We start from the raw sequence: 16,387 nt of genomic DNA on the forward strand, positions 1-16,387 counted from the left end.
AAAGGATTCGTCTATGAAAAAATACATTCTTTTCTTTTTTCTGCCCGTGCTTCTTATAGGTCTGCATGCATGCGATGAGGGGAGAATTTATGAGAATGCCGTAGTGGCCACGGGTGAAGGACGCACAGTGAAGATGACAGGCCGGATTAGTGGTGTGGATAAGTGGTCGGGCGACTATAGTGTGGTAGTGGCAGGATTTGATGATGAAAGCGATTATGCCATTGTTTCAAAGGTTGTTCCGGTATCCGAATCGGATAATGATGAAATCCAGTTGACAATGTCCGGCATAACGGATGAGGTGACAACTGTCGAGCTATGTGTAATCAATAAGTTGAGAAAGCGCATTGTCAGTTTGGTGGCAATGGAATGTACTGAAATCGCTGATACTATACTTATGGATGCAGGAACAGTTGATGCAAGTATGTACAATGCCATTCAACAAAAAATATTCAATGCCACTTGTACGGCTTGCCATGGTCTTAGCACCACTCCGGGTGGTGGCTTGAATCTGCTGGAAGGACATAGCCATGCTGATCTGGTCAACCGGGCTTCAACGACGGTGGACGGTAAAATGAGGGTTATGCCCGGCAATGCGTCAGAAAGTGTCTTGCATCTCATATTGGGTACGGACATCAGCTCGGATTGGCGTATAGACCATTCTCAGATGATAACCTCATCTGATATGCAGTCTTTGATTGGCAACTGGATTGACGATGGTGCACAGCCGTAATAATGATGGGCCTTGCTGGTAATACCGGTACTTTTTTGAACAACAACGACTAATTGATATTTAATATGAAAGATAAACAACAACAAACTAATCAATCGGAGAATACCTTAACCGAAATCTTTAAATATGAGGTAGAAGCGGGTGTTTCGGAATATCATGTAATGATTCATGCCACCAGACCGGAAGCGACTTATGAAGAACAGCTGAATGCGGTGGTCGACACTTACTGCCAACTGCGTGAAAGTGAACTACAAGGTGCTGTTGCCATCTTTAAACGCTACTTTCTAAGTGACGCCGCCAATCAGGCAGATATGCTACTGGCGCTTTCGGCAGAATGTTCGGATTGTGCACTCTCCGTGGTAGAGCAGCCGCCGTTGAACGGTACAAAGATCGCACTGTGGGTCTATCTGCAGAAAGGTGTGGAAACACAGGTACTCCATAACGGATTGTTCGAAGTGAGACATGGCGCCTACCGTCACCTTTGGGGAGGCGGCTCTTTCAATCGTGCAGCCAATTCGGAATACCAGACCCGTCTGCTGTTGAATGACTATGTGATGCAGCTGATGGAACAGGGCTGCAAGCTGGCTGATAATTGCATACGTACCTGGTTCTTTGTACAGAACGTGGATGTGAATTATGCCGGAGTGGTGAAGGCACGTAATGAGGTGTTTGTTACCCAGGACTTGACGGAGAAGACTCATTATATTTCCAGTACCGGTATCGGTGGCCGTCATGCCGACCCAAAAGTGACGGTTCAGATGGATACTTATGCTGTAGATGGTTTGAAATCTGAACAAATTCACTACCTTTACGCACCGACACATCTGAATCCCACATACGAATACGGTGTGAGTTTCGAGCGAGGTACGTATGTGGATTATGGCGACCGTCGCCAGGTGTTTATTTCGGGTACTGCGAGCATCAATAATAAAGGTGAGGTGGTATATCCCGGAGACATTCGCAAGCAGACGGAACGTATGTGGGAGAATGTGGAGGCTTTGTTGAAAGAGGCTGGCTGTACGTTTGATGATTTAGGACAGATGATTGTTTATCTGCGGGATGTTGCAGACTATACCGTGGTCAAAGGAATGTATGACGAGCGTTTTCCGGATACTCCGAGAGTGTTTGTATATGCTCCCGTATGTCGTCCGGGTTGGCTGATAGAGATGGAATGTATGGGAGTCAAGTCTTTAGAAAACAAGGAGTTTGCTCCATATTGATTTTTTACTTTTAATTGATAGCTCTTAATTGAAAAAGTTTCTCATAGCTGTTTATGGTTGTTTGCTGCTCTTACTTGCTGCAACTACGTTTGTAGAGCAGACATACAGTACGGATTTTGTAGAAAAGCATGTTTATCATACGATTTGGTTCTGTTGTTTGTGGGGAGCCCTTGCTGCGATGACTGTTGTTGTGCTTGTAAGACAGCGGTTGTGGCGGCGTCTCCCGACGTTGTTGTTGCATGGCTCCTTCCTCGTGATTTTGGCGGGAGCCATGACTACGTTTCTTTGTGGCCGAAAAGGATATGTGCATCTTACTGTCGGCAGTGAGGTGAACTGCTTTTTGGAACAAGACGGCAGGCAGGTTGTAGAGTTACCGTTCACCTTACGTCTGGACAGTTTCCGGATTGAGTACTATCCGGGTACGGATGCTCCTGCAGATTATATCAGCTATATTCACGGTGAGACGCCCGTCTCCATGAACCGTATTCTTTCACGGCAGGGGTTCCGCTTTTATCAGTCTTCCTTTGATGAGGATATGCAGGGGAGCTGGCTGACAGTGAATTATGACCCGTGGGGGATAGGGGTTACCTATAGTGGATACTTCTTGTTAGGTGTCTCCATGCTCTGGATGCTGGTCAGCCGGGGTGGAGAGTTCCGCAGGCTGCTGAGGCATCCGTTGTTGAAGAAGGGAGGAATGTTTGTTCTATTGTTGCTGTGTCTGGGAAGTGGGGTACATGCGCAGAAGAGAAGCCTTCCGGCACTGGCACGCAAGCAGGCGGATAGTCTCGCCCGTAAGCAGGTGATTTATAATGACCGTGTGGTTCCTTTCAATACCCTTGCGCGCGATTTTGTACTGAAACTGACGGGAAAACCGTCTTATGGAGGCATGACGCCGGAGCAGGTGATTGGTGGATGGCTTCTGCGTCCGGAAGTTTGGCAGAATGAGCCGATGATTTATATCAAAAACGAGGCACTCCGTCGCCTGCTTCATTTGGAGATACCCTATGCATGTCTGGCTGATTTGTTCGACGGTGAGAAGTATCGCTTGCAGAAGTTCTGGAAGGGGAAGCAAGACCATCATCAGAAAATGACTTCTCTGGAAAAGGCCATTGTAGAGGCGGATGAAAAGGTGGGACTGATTTTGATGCTCCAAAATGGTACATTGATTCGTCCTTTGCCGGAAGACGGGAGTGTGGAGCCTGTTTCCGATACTAAAATACAAGCCGAATTGCTGTATAACCGTATTCCTTTCAGCAAATTGCTGTTCATGTTCAACCTTACGGTGGGGATGCTGGCTTTCTTCCGTCTGCTGTATCGCGGCCTGCGCCGTTCGTCGGCATTGTCAGACTCTTCCGGTAGGATTGTAGCGCTCTCTTTCTCTTCGCGTTTGGCAGATACTTTTTTCCCGTTTTCTCTTTATGCGGCGTTTCTCTTTCAGCTCTTCGGGTATGGCCTGAGGTGGTACATCGGTGGGCGAATACCGTTGGGCAACGGATACGAAACGATGCAGTTCATGGCATTGTGTGCGCTGTTCCTGGCTTGTCTGTTTCGGCGGCGCTTCCCGTTTATGGTGCCTTTCGGCTTTTTGCTGTCCGGTTTTGCCTTGCTAGTGTCTTATTTGGGACAGATGAATCCCCAAATCACTCCCTTGATGCCCGTGCTTGTTTCTCCATGGCTCAGTACGCATGTGTCGTTGATAATGATGTCTTATGCTTTGTTTGCCTTTATGATGCTGAACGGCATACTGGCATTGTGTCTTCGCCGTTCAGCCCGGATGTTGATGCTGCTCAGCCGATTGCTGCTTTATCCCGCCGTTTTCTTTTTGGGAGCCGGTATTTTTCTGGGTGCGGTTTGGGCCAATGCTTCTTGGGGGCGATATTGGGCTTGGGACCCGAAGGAAGTATGGGCGCTGATTACCTTTATGGTTTATGGAGCGGCGTTCCATGCGCGCAGCCTACGCATTTTCCGCAGGCCGTTATTCTTCCACATCTATATGATTGTCGCCTTTCTGACAGTCCTGATGACCTATTTCGGGGTGAACTACATCCTTGGAGGAATGCACAGCTATGCCAATGCCTGATTTGTGGGTGGTTCTACCTATTTATGATGACTGACTTGTTTTATTATACCTAATTTAAGTGATTGCGTACTGTCTGCCGATGCCTTATCTTTGCAACATCAGATTTGAATGAATTAGTTAGTCATAATTACGTAACCACTTTTATGAAGATAAAAGGATCCCCGCTTCCCGATGTGATATCGTGAAGCGGGGATTTGTGTATGGCGTGACGGATACTGTGGGTAAGGTTGGATAAGGATACTTGTGGGGCATAAAGAGTCATAGGATGGGGAGGGATGACATAGGGGATGAGCTTTGTCTTCAGGCACAGGATAAACCTTAATCAATAGGCAGAGGGCTTTTCCCGTATGGAGGAGCATACTTTTGCAAGGGATTCATCCGGTTTTTCCCTATAGGCCGCAGCGGGTAGGGAGACAGTTGCCGGAAGAACCTTATAGAGAGTCCTTGATGTCGCCCAATTCCACCAGCTTGTTCACAATAGCGTAGATGGTAAGCCCTGCCGGAGAATGTATCTGCAGTTTGCGTGCAATGTTACGGCGATGGGTAATGACAGTATGAATGGAGAGGTAGAGTTTGTCGGCGATGGCTTTGTTGGTCATGCCCTTCACAACGCAGGTGATGATTTCTTTTTCGCGCTGGCTCAGGGTTTCTTGTTCGCCGTCTTTTTCCTCTTCCTCCTCGGTGTGCAGCAAGTGGTTGATTTTGGAGGCGATGACATCTACGTCATCGCACATGGCGAAGTTCTCGTCATATTCCTTCAATATGTTGTTGTCGATGACGGAGCATACCATAGCAATGTACTTGATACCGGATTTTCCGTGTTCTGCCTTGAAGGCGGGCAGGTCGAACCAGCCACCGAAAGTGGGGTTGATGATGATAATGTCTGCCGGATGCATGTGAATGTAGTTCTGCAGCGATTCCGGAGAAGAAACCTCAATAGGGTGTGCATTCAAGTTGGGAATACGCTTCAAAACAGCCGTCAGACCACTCCGGATGATGACCGAAGTTTCTGCAATGACAATCTTCAAAGAAGTATTATTGTTCATTTTTCAGTTTCCTTTCTATTTGCGCTACGGCGGGAACAAACATATAATCTTCTACCTGGCAGTGGGTGGCAAGGTCTTGTTCGCAGTTGAATATATCGAACAAGACCGCATTCAGGAGATTGTTGTTCTCCTTTTCCGGGTAGTATTTGATGATGATGTTCTTCAGCTCTTTCAGTTTGGTATCTATCTGATTATGTTTGCTGGCAAAAGTGGCAATGTTGTATTCATCCGATAGGTTGCCTTGGAGTAATTGCTCTACATAGGTGAATACGGCCTGGTTTTCATATTCCATGTGGCGGCGTACCTCCTTGGCATATTCATCGAAGAACTTCAGGATGAGGTAGGCTACATCGTTTGTACTGGAACAATCGATGGCTTCGATGAGTTTGCGGCGGATGGCCGGCAGGTTGAAGTCGAGGAAATATGTGTGGGCACGCTTCAGATAATCCATAAGGGCGGGAATGGAAAAATCACTTTCATTGCCGCTGTAAGAGTATTGTTCTTCGCTGATAAAGTTGGCTACGGCGAGGAATGTAGGGCAATCGACGCCTTGTGCTTCGCAGACGTCCTTCACGCTCTTGTCTCCGAATCCTAATGACAGTCCGAAGCGGCTCATCACCATTAATAAGGAGTAATTGTCACAGATGAGGTCGCTCATCTTGTCCGTGGAGCGGTACTTATGTTGCTCATTCATTGTATGTTATTGTTTTTAATTCTCTGATTCGTGCGCAAAGTAACGGCTTTTATCCGAGAACTGCAATCACTATTAGTAGGTATTTTGCTTGTCGGGAGACGGTTGGAGACTGGTGTTTGCCGAATAAACTAAAAGCTTTAGTTTTATTTAACGAGAGAAATTAGTTTTTGAACTAAATAATTTAGTTATTTGCGGAAAACAAAGAATGTTATGAAAGGATTGACTGCAAAAGAAGAAGAAATCATGGGCTTTTTCTGGGAAAAGGGACCCTTGTTTGTGAAGGAAATGCTGGCATTCTATGAAGAGCCGAAACCACATTTCAATACTTTGTCCACCATTGTGAGAGGATTGGAGGATAAGGGATTCCTGAGCCATCATACGTACGGCAACACGTATCAGTATTATGCGGTGGTCAGCGAGGAGGATTTCCGCAAGCGGACACTGAAGAACGTTATCAGCAAATATTTCAATAATTCCTATCTCAGCGCAGTGTCGTCTCTGGTGAAGGAAGAGGATATATCCCTGGAAGAACTGAAGCAGTTGATACAAGACGTGGAAAAGGGAAGGGACTGAGATTGTTGAGGCTCTAATAACTCTGGCTTATGAAAAACATCGGATTGGTTTGTTTGCTGCTGGTAAGTATTTGCTGCGGATTGCAGGCAAAGAAAATCGTAAAGGTACCCTATTTCATGGCATGCAATACGCGTAGCATTGAAGTGGAGCAAGTGACGCTTGGAAAAGATACGACCTGGCTGGCGGTGAGGCTTTATGGCATGCAGGGCGATAGGGTCAGGATTGATTCGACAGCTGTGTTGCGGGCATCCGGAAAGGATTACGGATATTTGGGAAATACCGGTTTTGCCAGGGATGAATGGACGCATATTCCCGCTTCCGGTGAAATGACTGCTGTTTTGAAGTTTAGTCCGCTTCCGATGGATACTGAGAGCTTTGATTTTGTAGAGACACCGGACAGTGATGAAGGATGGGTAATTTATGGTATACAGCTCAACGGAGAGAAACCTCGGGTGGATATTCCCGAACGTTTGCGGAATAAGAAACCGGATGAGGTTTTGCCATTGCCCGGACCGGAATTGAATATGGGAAAGACTGTCATAAAGGGGCAGATATTGGGGTATAAACCGGAGTATGGAGTGACGTTACGCTACTATGACTTGCCTTGGTTCTTCATGTATTTCACCGGTAAGGACTTGAAGATAGCGGAGGATGGCACGTTCCGTTATGAGACAGAGGTGCTGTTGCCGAGCGGTGCTACGCTGTGGATATCCCGTTCGAAAATAGAATTGTTTCTCGTTCCGGGTGGAGAACTGGATGTCACAATCAATCTGCCTGAAATATTCTATTCGCAAAGCCGTCTTTTAAGCCGGAAAAGGGATGGTGTAACGGACAACTGTGTTTGGTTTGAAGGAGACTATGCCGGTCTGAATACCGAGTTGCTGCGGTTCGGTGAAATGAAAAGCTTATCGGGAGCTGATGATTTTTATGCAGATATTTGTGGGATGACTCCGCAGGCATATAAAAAGTATCTGTTCAGGCATTATGAAGATATGCAAAAGAAACTTGTAAAAAACAAGGATATGAGCCAGGCTTGCCGTACTTATATCCGGGCAAATCTGGATATGAATCTGTTCAGCCTTATCTATAATTACAAGAGTAACCTTAGTTATGCCCCGATGCTTTCGGGCAGGAAGGGGGTGAAAAGGGCGGACATGACGGTGGACAGTACCTCATACTTCAAGGAAATACTGCAACTGGATATTCTGCATACCCCCGAACAGAAATATTACAATTATTATACGGACTTTGTGAAGACCGCTACCGGAAATTTCCGGGATAAGTTTGTGCAAGACCCTCTTTGGCCGGACATGCTTCTTGCCGGGCGTGCTTCCCGTAATCTGAGCAAGTACATGCCTTTGACTGAGGAAGAGCGTCGGACGGTGGACAGCATCGCTTCTCCCGACCTCAGGCAATTGTTCCTGATGAGAAACGGGAGGATTGAAGCCGAACTGAAATCAGAGTTGGAAGCTACTAAGGGAAAGACCGGATATAAGATTGTTGAGGTGGAAAAGGAGGTAGCGGCAGACAGTTTGTTGCAGGTCATTACTCGTCCTTATCGTGGCAAGATGGTACTGGTGGATATGTGGAACACCTGGTGTGGTCCTTGTATGCGGGCCATGAAAAGCCTGAAACCGTTGAAAGAGGAGCTGAAAGAGGTGGTTTATCTATATATTGTCGACGAAACATCTCCTGAAGGAAAATGGAAAGTAATGATACCGGATATACCCGGTATTCACTGTCGCATTAGCAATGAGCAAAGTACGGCATTGGCAAAGCTGTACGAATATCCGGGTATCCCGACCTATTTCGTCGTGAACCGTGAAGGAGATATTTCCTACAAAGCAACCGGATTTCCCGGAGTGGAGATGCTACGGAATGAACTGACCAAGTAACTGTAAATAGTAAATAGTAAATCGTAAATCCCTAAATAGTAAATAATTCCATGGGTCTGTTTTTTGTTTATATACTCAAATCTTCTGTTTGCCTGGCGATATTCTATTTGTTTTATCGCTTGTTGCTGGCACGCGAGACGTTTCATCGTTTCAACCGTTTTTCATTGTTGGGCATTTTGCTGTTGTCCTGCCTATTGCCTTTGGTAGAGGTAAGTGTGAAGCAGGAGACGGAAGTGCACCAGACGATGCTGACATTGGAGCAGTTGCTGATGATGGCAGATGCAGTGAATGCCACTGAGGCCGGAGCAAGGGCTGAAACGGCAACAGTCATCTGGATACAAGTGGCGCTGCTTGTCTATCTGGCAGGAATCGTTTTCTTTGCCTTCCGCAACGTATATTCGTTGGTACGGTTACTGATGTTGCTGAAATCGGGTAAAAAAGAGGATATTGGCAGCTACTTACCGGGCAGGAAAGAGCGCGTTACTTTGATTGTACACAACTGTGACATCGCTCCGTTCAGTTGGATGGGATATATTGTCATTTCACGGAAAGACTTGGAGGAGAACGGACGGGAAATCCTTATCCACGAGCTTGCCCATATCCATAACCGCCATTCCTGGGACTTGCTGGTGGCTGATGTCTGCATTTTCTTTCAGTGGTTCAATCCGGCATCATGGCTCCTGAAGCAGGAATTGCAGAATATCCATGAGTTTGAAGCGGATGAAACGGTGATAAAGGAGGGTGTGGATGCAAAACAGTATCAACTATTATTAATAAAAAAAGCTGTCGGCACAAGGCTCTACTCTATGGCCAACAGCTTTAATCACAGTAAACTTAAAAAACGTATCACTATGATGTTAAAAGAAAAATCAAGTCCGTGGGCACGTTTGAAGTATCTTTATGTACTTCCGGTAGCTGCCATTGCAGTGACAGCTTTTGCCCGTCCCGAAGTCTCCGATAAGGTTGAGGAGATTTCAAGCGTCAAAGTTAACGATTTGGCTGCAATTGTAGAAACAAAAGTGGCAGAAAGTGCAGGTGACACTACGAAGCCTACCGATGTGAAGTATGTACCGACGGAAGTCCGCAAGCAGTTGAAGGGAACTCCGGTCTTCGAGGTGGTAGAGGAGATGCCGGAATTTCCCGGCGGCGGAATGAGCGCTTTCATGGATTATATCAAGACGAATATGCGTTATCCGGCATCTGCCAAAGAGAAAGGTACGCAGGGACGCGTGACTGTCCAATTTGTGGTGGATAAAGATGGTAGTATCAAGGAGCCGAAGCTTCTCCGTTCTGTAGATAAGGATATGAATGCTGAAGCGTTGCGTTTGATAAGTAGTATGCCGAAGTGGAAACCAGGGAGACAGAAGGGGCAGCCGGTGGCAGTGAAATATACGGCTCCGGTGATGTTCAGGCTGGATAACGACAAACTTGAAAAAACTTCTTCTGCCAATGGTATTACAGTTGAAGGATATGCAGGTAATGGGAAAGAACCATTGTATATTGTGGATGGAAAAGAGGTGACGCCATCTGTCATGAGTGCATTGAATCCTGATAAGATAGAACGTGTAACGGTTTTGAAAGATAAATCTGCCACGGAATTATATGGAGAAAAGGGAAAGAATGGTGTTCTTTTGATAACCCTGAAACAAGGAACTCCAGGTATAGTTATCCGTCGGGATAATGAGGTGACAGAGAACGCTAAAGTACAGCATAACGGTAGTCTTGATTTAATAAAGACTATCTATATTGATGGAGAAAAAGTTGATTTGAGTACTAAAACTATCGATGATTTAATACCTGCCGAGAATATTGAGGGTATTGAGGTGAAGAAAGAGGCAGGTGGAAAAGGTGAGATTTACATTACTACTAAAAAAACTAAAGCTGTAGAAAAGACTTCCGTTCAAGGTAATATGAAAGTGGAAGGTAAAGTGGTGGATGAGCAGGGTGAGCCTATTATCGGTGCGGCTGTTCTGATAGAAGGTACCACTACGGGAAGCGTTACCGATGTCAATGGCAATTTTGTCCTTTCTGTACCTTCTAAGGATGCTGTATTGGTTGTTTCGTATATAGGTATGGCTACCGGCAAAGTGAAGGTGCAGCCCAAGCTTACGATTACGCTGAAAAGTGAATAGTCTCTAACAATTATGATAAGGAAAATTCTCTCTTTGTTTCTGATTCTGGTAGCTGTGGGGGCAGGGCTTTGCTCTGCCCAGACAGCCGGTAAGAAATATTATTTGGTGGGCGGGCTTTTCTTCGAAGGCATGCCGCCTGGTGTGGGTTCGGACAACGTGGCGGCTTTCATAATACATGAGGACGGCGCGAGACACGAGGTTACGGAACTCCGCTTGCGCAAGGGCATTGTGCTGTCTGAGGAGGTGAGAGAATATGCTACTCCTGCCGACGAGGTGCCTGGTGCGGAAGCTTTCTTGATGAGTTACCGTGGAGGAACGGGGAAGAAGTTGCCGATAGGCGGTGCCGTACAGACTTTGAAGAAGGAAGAATGGATAGGAAAGGCTTTTCCGGAATTCAAAGTGAAAGACATAGAAGGACAGGAGTGGAGCAAGGCCGATGTGACGGGACGTCCTATGGTCTTGAACTTCTGGTATACCGGCTGTGGTCCTTGTATCCGTGAAATGCCGGAGCTGAACAAATGGATAGAAGTCTATCCTGATGTAACCTATCTTGCTACGACTTTTGACAGTGCTGCACAAATAAAGAAAATTGTAGAGAGCCGTCCTTTCCTCTTTACCCAGATAGCCGATGACTTGTTTTTCTTCGAGACCTTTCATGTGAGTGGTATGCCGGTCACTATACTGGTGGATAAGAAAGGCATTATCCGTCATATAGAACAAGGTACTGGAACTGCGAAACTTCGGTATATGCAGGATAAGTTGCAGAAACTTGTCAGCGAATAATTCTTTCCTGATGAATAGGGGATAAGGATTTCAGAGGATTTCTTTTGCCCTTTCACAGATTATCATACCTTTGCGAATATAAATCTAAGGAAGGCAAGGTTATGATAAAACATCTTTTTTTAATATGGGGACTGCTTGCGGCACTCACTGCTGAGCCGGTTCTGGCTTGTACATCTGCCGTCGTTTCTGGAAAGGTTACTCCTGACGGCCGTCCGTTGCTATGGAAAAACCGTGATACGGACTATCTGCGAAATCATGTTGCTTATATAAAAGGGGAGAAGTATAACTTCATTGCCGATGTGAATAGTGCTAACTTTCCTGCCTTGAAAGAGGCATGGATGGGTACAAACTCCGTTGGTTTTGCCTTGATGAACACCCAATCCTACAATCTGGTGGAAGTGAAAGATGGGGAAGAACGGGGGGCAGCCAACGGGAGGATTATCTACCGTGCCTTGGAGGTTTGTGCCACGGTGGAGGATTTCTGCCATTTCCTCGATACCATTTCCAAGCCCAGCTTGATAGAGGCCAATTTTGGCGTAATCGACGCTCAAGGCGCTGCCGCCATGTTTGAGGTGGATTATTATAAATATACGATGTATGATGCCAATAATCCCAAAGATGCTCCTTACGGCTACATTGCCCGTACCAACTTCTCTTTTGCCGGTGAAGCAAATCGGGGGGCAGGTTATGTACGCTATATGGAGGCAGACAGGGTACTGATGAGGGCTTCTGCAACGGGAGGGATCACACCGCAGGGTATATTCAATGATCTTTCACGTTCGTTTCGCAATGGCATGCTTGATATTGATTTGAAGAACGGGAAATTTAATCGCCCGCAAGGTTCCGGTTGGTTTGTCGACCAGGATTTTATTCCCCGTAACAGTACTTCTTGTTCCATTGTGGTGCAGGGCGTAAAACCGGGTGAGAAGGTGGAACTTACTACGATGTGGACAATGCTGGGATATCCTCCTACGGGTATTGCCGTGCCGCTTTGGGTGAAGGATGCGGATAGACTTCTGCCTCCGATGGTATGTTGGGACAAGGCGTGTGCCGCCGCTCCGCTCAGTGATTGGTCACTCCGGCTTTCCAACAATGTCTTTTGTTATAATCAGGGGATGGGAACCAATCGTTATCTGAATTGGGAAAAACTGTACAATATGGAGAATAATGGCTATATGCAGCAGCTTGTTACGGTAGAGGCAGAGGTGTTTCGCCGTACATGCCTATTGTTGGACAGCTGGAGACAGCAAGGAAGCATTGATTCTCAAGAAATGCAGAAGCTTTATCAAGATGTGGAAGCACTTGTCCGAAAGGCTTATACGCCTTTGATGGAACAATGACAGTATTCCAGTATTTCCCCTTCCTGCTCCGGGTGGAACCAGTGGATTTCCTCGTCTCGTTTGAACCAGGTCATTTGCTTACGGGAATAGATGCGTGAGTTCTGCTTTATCTTTTCGATGGCAAAGGGTAATGTCCATTCACCATCCAGGTACTTGAATATTTCTTTGTAGCCTACTGTATTTAGGGAATTTAGACTTTTATGCGGGTAGACCATGCGCGCTTCTTCCACTAAACCCTCTTCCACCATTTGGTCCACCCGGCAGTTGATGCGTTCATAAAGCTCTTCCCGGTTACGTGTTAATCCTATTTTGATGATACGGAAGGGGCGTTCTTTCTTTTGTTGAGTGCGGAAGGAAGTGTAGGCCTTTCCCGTCATGTAGCAGATTTCCAAAGCATGGACTACGCGTTTGGGATTCTTCAAATCTACTATTTTGTAATATTCCGGATCCAACAGCTTAAGTTCCGCACAAAGTCTTTCCAGACCTTCTGTTTCGTATTTGTGCAGCATGAGCTGGCGTGTATCGGCATCTACGGTCGGAATGTCGTCAATTCCTTTACAGACTGCATCTACATACATCATTGAGCCTCCGGTCAGCAGTACGGTGTTATGCTTTGTAAACAGGTCTTCCAGCAGCTTCATCACTTCCGCTTCGTATTGGGCGGCACTGTAATAGTCTGTCAGCTTCAGGGTACCGACGAAGTGATGCTGTACCCGTTGCAGTTGCTCCGGTGTAGGGGCAGCCGTGCCTATCTTTAAATCTGCATAGAGTTGTCTCGAATCGGCCGAGACGATACAAGTATGGAAATGTTCTGCCAATCGGAGGCTGAGCTCTGTTTTGCCTACTCCGGTGGGACCGATAAGTACGATTAGGGTGTGCATGCGGGTAAAAAAATAGGCACGGATTACGCGGATTACACGGAATATTCAATAACAACCGTGTGTTTCCGTGTAATCCGTGCCTAAAAGAAATCTGTATGGTATGTCTGTTTAATATTTCTCTTCTTCAAAGGAGTTTCCGGCTTCGTCCAAACCGCCGAAACCCTCTTTGTCGAAATCTTCCATATCGAAGTCCTGGTCGCCGTAAAAGTTTTCGTCCAAATCAAGGGAACCGCCAGCAGCTGCCATCTCTTCAAAATCAATGGTCTGCTTGGGAGCTTCACCTGCTTTCTTGGTGCATTTGGCTCCTTTCATTTCCTTTCCGGTAATGATTTCAGAAAGCTCGATGAAGAAGCAGCGCTCAGTCATATAATCGAATACATAGAGAAGTTTCTGCTTCTCGTCTTCAACCAGTTCGCTCAGCTGGGTCTCTTTCATCACCCAACTGTCCATTTCCGGATTGTCATCCATTTCTTCCAGCGTAATTTCTTTCTCTTTCTCCCAGTCATCATCGCAAATGAAGAAAGACGTCATTTGGTCGTTAGTGTAGCCTGCCGACTTTAGAATCGCTTCATGGAAGTCATAAAAGGTAGCTTCCGGGTCTATCTGTATTTCTCTGACAAAATCGTCCACCTCATCAGAGATGATTGTAAATCTGTAGATCATGATGATTTATAATTTATGATTTCTGACTTTGTGTAAATCATACGTTTTTCATTTTCCTGCGGGGATAATGCCGCGGGCTGATTCACGTATAAAGTTTACGATATAGCTTATTTCCGGTGTCATTTCCATTTCATCCTCGATTTTCTTCAAGGCATCCGTATTGTTCAGACCGCCTTGATAGATAATACGATAGGCATCATGGATTTTCTCAATGGTCTCGTTGGAGAAGCCACGGCGGCGTAACCCTACCACATTGATTCCCGCATAGCAGATAGGCTCGCGTCCGGCAATGATGTACGGCGGGATGTCCTTGCTGAAACGGCATCCGCCCTGTATCATACCATAACCGCCCACATGGCAGAATTGGTGCATCAGTACATTGGCGCTGATGATGGAATAATCGTCGATGACAATTTCACCCGCCATTTTTGTAGAGTTGCCAATGATACAGCCGTTGCCTATCAGGGCATCGTGCGCCACGTGCACACTTTCCATTAGGAGATTGTTATTGCCGACGATGGTTCTGCCTTTGGCAGCTGTACCGCGGTTGACAGTTACGTTTTCACGTATGATATTGTTGTCTCCGATTTCAGCAGTGCTTTCCTCCCCTCTGAACTTTAAATCCTGGGGAATGGCACCGATAACGGCTCCCGGGAAAATGGTGTTTCCATTACCGATGCGTGCACCGTACAGAATGTTGGCGTTTGCCATAATCTTGTTGTTATCACCGATTACCACATTCTTGTCAATGAAAACAAAAGGAGCAATCTCTACGTTTTCCCCGATTTTAGCTTCGGGATGAATATACGCTAAGGGACTTATCATATTATTTACGATTTAGCTATTTACGATTTACGATTGAGAATACTTGCGATTTACTGTATATACGATTTTATCCGAATGTGATAATTCTCACGAGTAATTTGAATCGTAAATCGTAAATAGTCTAATCGTAAATTTTATTATTTGTTCTTAACTATTTGTGCCATAAACTCTGCTTCGCAGACCACCTTTTCGCCTACGAACACATAACCTTTCATGGTGGAGATGCCGCGGCGTATGGGGGCCATCAGCTCTACACGGAAGATGAGCGTGTCTCCCGGTACCACTTTCTGGCGGAATTTCACACCGTCAATCTTCATGAAGTAGGTGGAGTAACGTTCCGGTTCGTCCACTGAATTCAGTACAAGCAAACCTCCCGTCTGTGCCATTGCCTCTATCTGCAATACACCGGGCATTACGGGTTCCTGCGGGAAGTGTCCCTGGAAGAAAGGTTCGTTGGAAGTTACGTTCTTGACACCTACAATGTAGTTGGCACCTATTTCTATGACTTTGTCCACCAATTGCATCGGGTAACGGTGAGGCAGAAGTTCTCGGATGCGGTTTACATCCATAATCGGTTCGCGGTTGCAGTCGTAGGTAGGAGCCTGGATTTCGTGCAGGCGGATTTCCTTGCGCATCTGGCGAGCGAACTTATTGTTGATGGTGTGTCCCGGGCGGGTAGCGATGATACGGCCCTTGATGGGCTTGCCTATCAAAGCCAGGTCACCGATGACGTCGAGCAACTTGTGGCGGGCGCATTCATTGGGCCACACCAAAGGTTTGTGGTTGATATATCCCAATTGTTTGGCGTCCATGTGAGGAACACCCATCACATCGGCCAGCTTGTCATAGTTCTCCTGGGACATTTCGCGTTCGTAAATAACAATCGCATTGTCAAGGTCACCGCCCTTGATAAGACCGGCTTGCAGCAACGGCTCAATTTCGCGTACAAACACGAAAGTACGGCTTGCGGCGATTTCATCCTTGAACTTCGTCATGTCCTCCAGCGTTGCAAACTGGTTGGGGAGGATGTTGGAATCGTATGATACCAATACATTCAAGCTGAAGTTCTCGTCCGGCAACACGATGATGGAAGAGCCGGTTGTTTCGTCACGGAATTCAATTTTGGACTTGATGATATAGAAATCTTTTACGGCATTTTGTTCTACAGTGCCTACGCGCTCTATTTCGTTGACATAATATTGGGCGCTTCCGTCCAGAATGGGAAATTCCGGTCCGTTTACCTGTATCAAGCAGTTATCGATACCCAATGCATAGAGGGCTGCCATACCATGCTCCACTGTGCTCACCTTTACTCCGTTTTTGGAGATTACAGTTCCACGGGTAGTTTCGGATACGTTGTCTGCAACGGCATCGAAGGTAGGCTGTCCTTCCAAGTCGATACGTTGGATTTTGTATCCATGGTTATCCGGAGCAGGATTGAAAGTAACGGTTAGGTCAAGTCCCGTATGAAGACCTTTTCCACTAAGCGAAAAGCTATCTTTTAGAGTCTTTTGTTTTAACATTG

At 46.3% G+C, this 16,387-nt stretch carries 14 protein-coding genes; 8 read left to right on the top strand and 6 right to left on the bottom strand.

Going from position 1 to position 16,387, the window contains the following annotated elements; genetic code table 11:
• The first annotated feature begins 13 nt into the window (after positions 1–13).
• From DXD78_RS01580 to ccsA, 3 genes are all read left to right on the top strand, one after another.
• Positions 14–730 carry a hypothetical protein gene (locus tag DXD78_RS01580; protein ID WP_009037108.1) on the top strand — a complete coding sequence of 239 codons (717 nt, stop codon included), beginning with the start codon at positions 14–16 and terminating at the stop codon, positions 728–730.
• A 65-nt stretch (positions 731–795) separates the two neighbouring features.
• Positions 796–1,950 (top strand): Rid family hydrolase, encoded by a 1,155-nt coding sequence (locus tag DXD78_RS01585; RefSeq protein WP_009037107.1) that lies wholly within the window; start codon positions 796–798, stop codon positions 1,948–1,950.
• Between the two features lie 28 nt (positions 1,951–1,978).
• Positions 1,979–4,030, top strand: a complete 2,052-nt coding sequence (ccsA, locus tag DXD78_RS01590; RefSeq protein ID WP_009037106.1) for a cytochrome c biogenesis protein CcsA — start codon at positions 1,979–1,981, stop codon at positions 4,028–4,030.
• A gap of 431 nt (positions 4,031–4,461) precedes the next feature.
• On the opposite strand, the gene DXD78_RS01595 is transcribed toward ccsA, so the two are convergent.
• On the bottom strand, positions 4,462–5,076 hold the full coding sequence (locus DXD78_RS01595; RefSeq protein ID WP_009037105.1) for a response regulator transcription factor: 615 nt from the start codon (positions 5,074–5,076) through the stop codon (positions 4,462–4,464).
• A complete protein-coding gene (locus DXD78_RS01600; RefSeq protein WP_008665531.1) occupies positions 5,066–5,770 on the bottom strand; it encodes a hemerythrin domain-containing protein in 705 nt (234 codons plus the stop codon). Before DXD78_RS01600 ends, DXD78_RS01595 begins: the two co-directional genes overlap by 11 nt.
• Before the next feature lie 210 nt (positions 5,771–5,980).
• On the opposite strand from DXD78_RS01600, the gene DXD78_RS01605 reads away from it, so the two are divergent.
• The 5 genes from DXD78_RS01605 (at position 5,981) to DXD78_RS01625 (ending at position 12,493) form a co-directional block, all read left to right on the top strand.
• The gene (locus DXD78_RS01605) at positions 5,981–6,343 is read left to right on the top strand and encodes a BlaI/MecI/CopY family transcriptional regulator (RefSeq protein ID WP_005823785.1); all 363 of its coding nucleotides are present in this window, start codon (positions 5,981–5,983) and stop codon (positions 6,341–6,343) included.
• A gap of 29 nt (positions 6,344–6,372) precedes the next feature.
• Positions 6,373–8,238 (top strand): TlpA disulfide reductase family protein, encoded by a 1,866-nt coding sequence (locus DXD78_RS01610; protein WP_117652468.1) that lies wholly within the window; start codon positions 6,373–6,375, stop codon positions 8,236–8,238.
• A 50-nt stretch (positions 8,239–8,288) separates the two neighbouring features.
• Entirely contained in the window at positions 8,289–10,370 is a 2,082-nt protein-coding gene (locus DXD78_RS01615) for a M56 family metallopeptidase (RefSeq protein ID WP_034528826.1), read from the top strand.
• Positions 10,371–10,382: 12 nt separating this feature from the next.
• Entirely contained in the window at positions 10,383–11,153 is a 771-nt protein-coding gene (locus tag DXD78_RS01620; RefSeq protein WP_005823782.1) for a TlpA disulfide reductase family protein, read from the top strand.
• Positions 11,154–11,254: 101 nt separating this feature from the next.
• Positions 11,255–12,493: a hypothetical protein gene (locus tag DXD78_RS01625; RefSeq protein ID WP_005835346.1), complete on the top strand. Its 1,239-nt coding sequence runs from the start codon at positions 11,255–11,257 to the stop codon at positions 12,491–12,493.
• Here DXD78_RS01625 and miaA read toward each other — a convergent pair.
• The 4 genes from miaA to DXD78_RS01645 all read right to left on the bottom strand — a co-directional run bounded on the left by miaA (position 12,469) and on the right by DXD78_RS01645 (position 16,385).
• On the bottom strand, positions 12,469–13,374 hold the full coding sequence (gene miaA, locus DXD78_RS01630; RefSeq protein WP_005823716.1) for a tRNA (adenosine(37)-N6)-dimethylallyltransferase MiaA: 906 nt from the start codon (positions 13,372–13,374) through the stop codon (positions 12,469–12,471). The genes DXD78_RS01625 and miaA overlap by 25 nt on opposite strands.
• Before the next feature lie 108 nt (positions 13,375–13,482).
• On the bottom strand, positions 13,483–14,037 hold the full coding sequence (locus tag DXD78_RS01635) for a hypothetical protein (RefSeq protein WP_005823714.1): 555 nt from the start codon (positions 14,035–14,037) through the stop codon (positions 13,483–13,485).
• Positions 14,038–14,085: 48 nt separating this feature from the next.
• Positions 14,086–14,862: an acyl-ACP--UDP-N-acetylglucosamine O-acyltransferase gene (gene lpxA / locus DXD78_RS01640; protein ID WP_009037103.1), complete on the bottom strand. Its 777-nt coding sequence runs from the start codon at positions 14,860–14,862 to the stop codon at positions 14,086–14,088.
• Positions 14,863–14,999: 137 nt separating this feature from the next.
• The gene (locus DXD78_RS01645; RefSeq protein WP_005823709.1) at positions 15,000–16,385 is read right to left on the bottom strand and encodes a bifunctional UDP-3-O-[3-hydroxymyristoyl] N-acetylglucosamine deacetylase/3-hydroxyacyl-ACP dehydratase; all 1,386 of its coding nucleotides are present in this window, start codon (positions 16,383–16,385) and stop codon (positions 15,000–15,002) included.
• Positions 16,386–16,387 lie beyond the last annotated feature (2 nt).

The sequence above is a fragment of the Bacteroides sp. D20 genome, from assembly GCF_003436255.1.
Taxonomy (GTDB): Bacteria; Bacteroidota; Bacteroidia; order Bacteroidales; family Bacteroidaceae; genus Bacteroides; species Bacteroides uniformis.

Bases quoted from the DNA above. Each gene is read 5' to 3' on its own strand.
- DXD78_RS01600 (WP_008665531.1), bottom strand. From the start codon at position 5,770: ATGAATGAGCAACATAAGTACCGCTCCACGGACAAGATGAGCGACCTC.
- DXD78_RS01620 (WP_005823782.1), top strand. From the start codon at position 10,383: ATGATAAGGAAAATTCTCTCTTTGTTTCTGATTCTGGTAGCTGTGGGG.
- DXD78_RS01625 (WP_005835346.1), top strand. From the start codon at position 11,255: ATGATAAAACATCTTTTTTTAATATGGGGACTGCTTGCGGCACTCACT.
- miaA (WP_005823716.1), bottom strand. From the start codon at position 13,374: ATGCACACCCTAATCGTACTTATCGGTCCCACCGGAGTAGGCAAAACA.
- DXD78_RS01615 (WP_034528826.1), top strand. From the start codon at position 8,289: ATGGGTCTGTTTTTTGTTTATATACTCAAATCTTCTGTTTGCCTGGCG.
- DXD78_RS01595 (WP_009037105.1), bottom strand. From the start codon at position 5,076: ATGAACAATAATACTTCTTTGAAGATTGTCATTGCAGAAACTTCGGTC.
- DXD78_RS01610 (WP_117652468.1), top strand. From the start codon at position 6,373: ATGAAAAACATCGGATTGGTTTGTTTGCTGCTGGTAAGTATTTGCTGC.
- DXD78_RS01585 (WP_009037107.1), top strand. From the start codon at position 796: ATGAAAGATAAACAACAACAAACTAATCAATCGGAGAATACCTTAACC.
- DXD78_RS01580 (WP_009037108.1), top strand. From the start codon at position 14: ATGAAAAAATACATTCTTTTCTTTTTTCTGCCCGTGCTTCTTATAGGT.
- lpxA (WP_009037103.1), bottom strand. From the start codon at position 14,862: ATGATAAGTCCCTTAGCGTATATTCATCCCGAAGCTAAAATCGGGGAA.
- DXD78_RS01645 (WP_005823709.1), bottom strand. From the start codon at position 16,385: ATGTTAAAACAAAAGACTCTAAAAGATAGCTTTTCGCTTAGTGGAAAA.
- DXD78_RS01605 (WP_005823785.1), top strand. From the start codon at position 5,981: ATGAAAGGATTGACTGCAAAAGAAGAAGAAATCATGGGCTTTTTCTGG.
- DXD78_RS01635 (WP_005823714.1), bottom strand. From the start codon at position 14,037: ATGATCTACAGATTTACAATCATCTCTGATGAGGTGGACGATTTTGTC.